This is a genomic window from Pseudoalteromonas sp. S558 (assembly GCF_005886635.1).
Taxonomy (GTDB): Bacteria; Pseudomonadota; Gammaproteobacteria; order Enterobacterales; family Alteromonadaceae; genus Pseudoalteromonas; species Pseudoalteromonas aliena.
On record NZ_PNDU01000404.1, the window covers coordinates 1 to 4,804 of the forward strand.

The following is a 4,804-nucleotide window of genomic DNA, read 5'->3' on the forward strand; positions in this document are numbered from 1 at the left end:
CTTATATATAGGGTCTATTTAACGTTAAGAAAATTACGCTAGAACTAGGCAAAAATTTTTGTATCTAGTTGTTCTAAATAAAAAATTTTTAACGACGTTATAGTGCAATTTAATTCGTTAAATTGATTAAAGGTTTATGCAGTTTGGTATAAAATATGCCCACTTTTAAACGGCATTATAAGTCTTGATGCGGACCAAATACTTCATAATGGATATGCTCGTTTTTAACACCTAACTCAAGCAATTGATTTTTTATAAATGCCATGAACCCCGCAGGGCCACACAAGTAAAAGTCGCCATTCGTTAATGGTAATTGTGTTTGTACTGCGTTTAAATTCATCAGCCCTATAAAGTCAGCGCCCTCAACGGCTTGATTAAACCACGTCATTGTTTGTAAACGGTTATATACTGCATTTAGTCCATTCAAATATTTTGCAAACGAATGCTGCTGAGTATTTTCACATGCATGTAAATACACAATATCTTGATTAGAGTTATCACTTAATAACGTTTCAAGCATGGCAAGCATAGGCGTTTGCCCAACACCTGCTGAAATAAGTACCGCAGGGTTTGTATTGCTACGCAAAAAGAAGTCACCCGCTGGTGGATATAACTCAACAATAGCGCCCAGCTCTAGTGCGTGTAAATGATTAGACACCATGCCAAGCTTTGGCTGTAGCTCTTTTTTAACACTAATACGATAGTTTTTAGCATTGCTTTTTTGTGAAATAGAATACTGACGTATTTCTTCATATTCGGCGCCCTCTGGTTTAACTTTTATACCTAAATATTGCCCTGGCTTATGTGTGATAACCGCCTCACCGTCAACTGGCGTAAGTGTAAAACTCGTAACAAGCTCAGATTCAACCTGCTTGTTGGTTATTTTAAACTCACGAGTACCTGCCCAGCCGCCATGCTTATTTTTACTGTGCGCATATAAAGCCGCTTCTTCAGTTATACAAATATCAGCAAGTAGTGCGTATGCTTCACGCCACGCGTACTCTACATCGGGAGTAAACTGCTCGGGAATAAGCTCTTTTAGTGTGCCAATTAAATGCGCACCTACAATTGGGTAATGTTCAGGTAAAATATTTAAGCTCGTGTGCTTATGGTTAATACGGGCCAGTGCTTCTTTTAATACGGCTAAATTATCAATATTTTGTGCATACGCAGCCAATGCATTAAAAAGTGCAAATTGCTGACGACCCGTATCTTGATTCGCCATATTAAAAATATTTTTAAGCTCTGGATTATGACTAAACATGCGCTTATAAAAATGATCGGTAACAACCGTGCCCGCCTGCGCTAATAACGGAACAGTGCTTTTTACAATCTCAATGGTTTTATCAGATAACATAGTGTTTTCCTGTAGGTGAACTAACCACGACGCCCATCAACACGACGCCGCGTTAATATAGGTGTGCAGTGAATTAAAAATAATAAAAAAGCCACTAACCACAGCAGAGCACTTATTTGCCAAGCTAGGTGAGGCCCAATAATAAAAGGGAGTAGTGAACGAGTAATTGCAGCAACTAGCACGAGAGCAAATGCAACGGCCATATAATGAGGAATAGTGAGCGTTCGCCCTGTATGACCATGTGATACACGAGTCATCATGGCTAAAATCATCATGCTTATTGTGCCAATAGTAATGAGGTGTAATGCATCTTTAAATGCAACCGTACTGCCAATAAAGCTTATTGCCACCAGCATTAACCCAATACCTAAAGCTAAATACGAAAAATGCAAAGACCACAACAAAGGTATTTTAAGTACTTTACTATTCCACCAATAGAAAGAGCGGGCCAAGTGCAATACAGCGACACTCGCCACCACAGGAGCTGGACTAATAGGGCTTAAAAATAATTTACTAATAAAAAATAAAGTAATAGCCAGTACAGATAAATACAAAACAACTTTATCTATTTTAGGAGTGCGTACTTGCTCAGTAAGGCCCAATCCCTTGGCTGTAAAAAAGGGCAAAACGCGGCCTGCCACAATGCCAACAAGTAAAGTCATTACCAGTACTGCGGTATCAACCACAGCCATTGCAAGCTGCATTTTTTGCTCTAGCACTAGTATTAAATACAACGTATTGAGCGCACATAGCACCGCTAAAATGGCTAAAAATGGATAGTTACTTTTGCTATTTGCTTTTAATAACATATTCGCCAACGCGGTTATGGCACCCAGCCACCACACAACTTGCAATATAAGTGCTGCATATAAATTAAAATAAGCAATATCTGGCAATACCACAAAAAATGCTAAACGAGCTAACAGCCATATAAACGTAAGCCACATGAGCGCTTTGCCACTTATACTGGGTACGCCTGTCCACGTTTGTGCCGCAGTAAGTAAAAAGCCAACAGCTACAACGCCTGCAAAACCAAACAGCATCTCGTGTGCATGCCATAATGTAGCAGGCATTGATAAGTGCCAATTTACACTACCTGTTAAAATAAGTAGCCAATAAGCCACCGATAAAAATGCCAATAAGCCACCAGCTAAAAAGAAAGGCCTAAAAGCCAACATCCATAACGGCCATTGCGATATTTGATAAATAGCGACATGCTCGGGCATTGGTTCAGTTAAATTTATAGGGCGCATTAGCGTACTTCCTGCCCCAAGCCGTGCTGTGCAACACATCGCAGCACATAACTTACTTTTAAAATAGCGGCGATAACAATAGTACTAATATGAGCAGATACTTGAACCGGAATTGAAAAGTGCTCAGCATATGGATAGCTAATTAAAACACTTACAGCAATACACACCACACTAACGCCTAAGGCTGTATTAGCAGCAAACAATAGCGTTTTGTATAGCGAGATAGACTGTGTTTGGGGATTTAAATTATTCAGCATCATTGTATTCATAACAACCTCGATAATTAACTACATCAGTTAGCTATTACACGTATCGTGCCAACAATTTAAACTTTAAAATTCAGTTAGTTAAATAACAACCCTTTACAAAAAAAGTCTTTATGACCTACTATAAATGAAATCATAAAAACACATAAAGGTCATTTTGACATGAGCCAGCAGTTAAACCTTACACAAGTTGCTTTAGAGCTAGCGCAAAGCACACTGCACGAGCATAGCTTTGAGCAGCTATTGGCAACGGTTGAGCGGGTTATTCCAAGTGATGCAAGTGCGTTATTGGTACTGCAGGGCGAACAATTGAAACCATTGGCAATTAAAGGGTTGATGCCCGATAGCCTTGGCAGACGATTTAAAATAATAGAGCACCCTCGCCTAGAAGCTATCTGCAAAAGCACGCTCGCACTGCAGTTTGCTCACGACTGCCCATTACCCGATCCGTACGATGGCCTGTTGTTGGCTAAAACGGGGGATATTCCTGTGCACGCGTGTTTAGGTTTATCTCTTTATGATAAAAATGCGCTATTGGGTGTACTCACATTTGATAGCCTCAATGCCAACGCATTTAATAACATCAGTCCTGATACTCTCAATACCTTACAAACTCTATGTAGTGCGCACTTTAAAACAGCCTTAGAACTTGCCCACTACAAACAGCATGCACAGCATTCAAATGCGCTAGTGCAAGAGTTAAATCGAGAAGCATTAACAAGGGACGGCGGCGAAATCATTGGTCAAAGCCCGCTCATGCAAACGCTTAAAAACGAAATTAAACTCGTTGCAGCATCTAACTTTAGCGTACTTGTTTTAGGAGAAACAGGGGTAGGGAAAGAGCTTGTAGCACGCAATATTCACTTAAACTCAGCTAGAGAAGATCAACCACTTATTCACCTAAACTGTGCATCACTTCCTGAAAACCTTGCCGAAAGTGAATTTTTTGGTCATGCGAAGGGAGCGTTTACTGGCGCACAAAATGCACGCCAAGGTAAATTTCAGTTAGCTGATGGCGGCACGTTATTTTTAGATGAAATAGGCGAACTGCCTCTTGCCATGCAAAGTAAGCTATTGCGTGTACTCCAAAGTGGCGAAATACAAACAGTCGGTGAAGACACGCCAAAATACGTAGATGTACGCGTAGTTGCTGCCACTAACAGAAATTTAAAGGAAGAAGTCGCACAAGGTCGCTTCAGAGCCGATTTATACCATCGCCTAAGTGTTTATCCCATTACCGTGCCACCGCTTAGTAAACGCGAGCAAGACATCACACTCCTAGCAGGCTACTTTATTGAACAAACAGCTCGTAAGTTAGGAATAAAACAATTAAAACTAAGTACCGACGCGCAGATGCTGCTAAATCAATATAATTGGCCCGGTAATGTACGCGAGCTTGAACATGTAATTAGCCGTAGCGCACTTAAAGCAAAACAAAGTCAGTGGCAAAGCCCAATAATAACCATTACCAGCGAACACTGTGACTTAACATCGAATGTACGACCAAGCCCTGTTTCAACAATTCTAAATAATGCCCCAATTAACCAGCCCTTGAAGCAAGCTGTTGAGTCTTTGCAATTTCAAGTAATCACTGAGCAATTAAAGCAGCATAACTACAATTGGGCCGCAGCAGCAAGAGTACTTGAATTAGATAGAGCTAACTTAGTGCGCTTAGCTAAACGCCTAGGAATAGAAGTAAAAAAAACATTATAATCATTTAAAACATAGCTAAAATGCTGCTAATACCAATCTGCTTATATATGGGGTCTATTTAACGTTAAGAAAATTACGCTAGAACTAGGCAAAAATTTTTGTATCTAGTTGTTCTAAATAAAAAATTTTTAACGACGTTATAGTGCAATTTAATTCGTTAAATTGATCAAAGATTTATGCAGTTTGGTATTACCTTATTAATATCACAGGTATAA

At 39.7% G+C, this 4,804-nt stretch carries 4 protein-coding genes; 1 reads left to right on the top strand and 3 read right to left on the bottom strand.

What is annotated here, in order from left to right; all coding sequences use genetic code 11:
- Positions 1 to 175: 175 nt before the first annotated feature.
- The 3 genes from hmpA to CWB66_RS20065 are packed head-to-tail and all read right to left on the bottom strand — an operon-like array spanning position 176 to position 2,879.
- Positions 176 to 1,357 (bottom strand): NO-inducible flavohemoprotein, encoded by a 1,182-nt coding sequence (gene hmpA / locus CWB66_RS20055; RefSeq protein ID WP_138586760.1) that lies wholly within the window; start codon positions 1,355 to 1,357, stop codon positions 176 to 178.
- Between the two features lie 20 nt (positions 1,358 to 1,377).
- Entirely contained in the window at positions 1,378 to 2,610 is a 1,233-nt protein-coding gene (locus CWB66_RS20060) for an NnrS family protein (RefSeq protein ID WP_138586762.1), read from the bottom strand.
- Positions 2,610 to 2,879 (bottom strand): hypothetical protein, encoded by a 270-nt coding sequence (locus tag CWB66_RS20065; protein WP_138586764.1) that lies wholly within the window; start codon positions 2,877 to 2,879, stop codon positions 2,610 to 2,612. Before CWB66_RS20065 ends, CWB66_RS20060 begins: the two co-directional genes overlap by 1 nt.
- Before the next feature lie 159 nt (positions 2,880 to 3,038).
- Between CWB66_RS20065 and norR the strand changes: the two genes are divergently transcribed.
- Positions 3,039 to 4,589 (top strand): nitric oxide reductase transcriptional regulator NorR, encoded by a 1,551-nt coding sequence (gene norR, locus CWB66_RS20070; RefSeq protein ID WP_138586766.1) that lies wholly within the window; start codon positions 3,039 to 3,041, stop codon positions 4,587 to 4,589.
- Positions 4,590 to 4,804: the final 215 nt, after the last annotated feature.

Bases quoted from the DNA above. Each gene is read 5' to 3' on its own strand.
- hmpA (WP_138586760.1), bottom strand. From the start codon at position 1,357: ATGTTATCTGATAAAACCATTGAGATTGTAAAAAGCACTGTTCCGTTA.
- norR (WP_138586766.1), top strand. From the start codon at position 3,039: ATGAGCCAGCAGTTAAACCTTACACAAGTTGCTTTAGAGCTAGCGCAA.
- CWB66_RS20060 (WP_138586762.1), bottom strand. From the start codon at position 2,610: ATGCGCCCTATAAATTTAACTGAACCAATGCCCGAGCATGTCGCTATT.
- CWB66_RS20065 (WP_138586764.1), bottom strand. From the start codon at position 2,879: ATGAATACAATGATGCTGAATAATTTAAATCCCCAAACACAGTCTATC.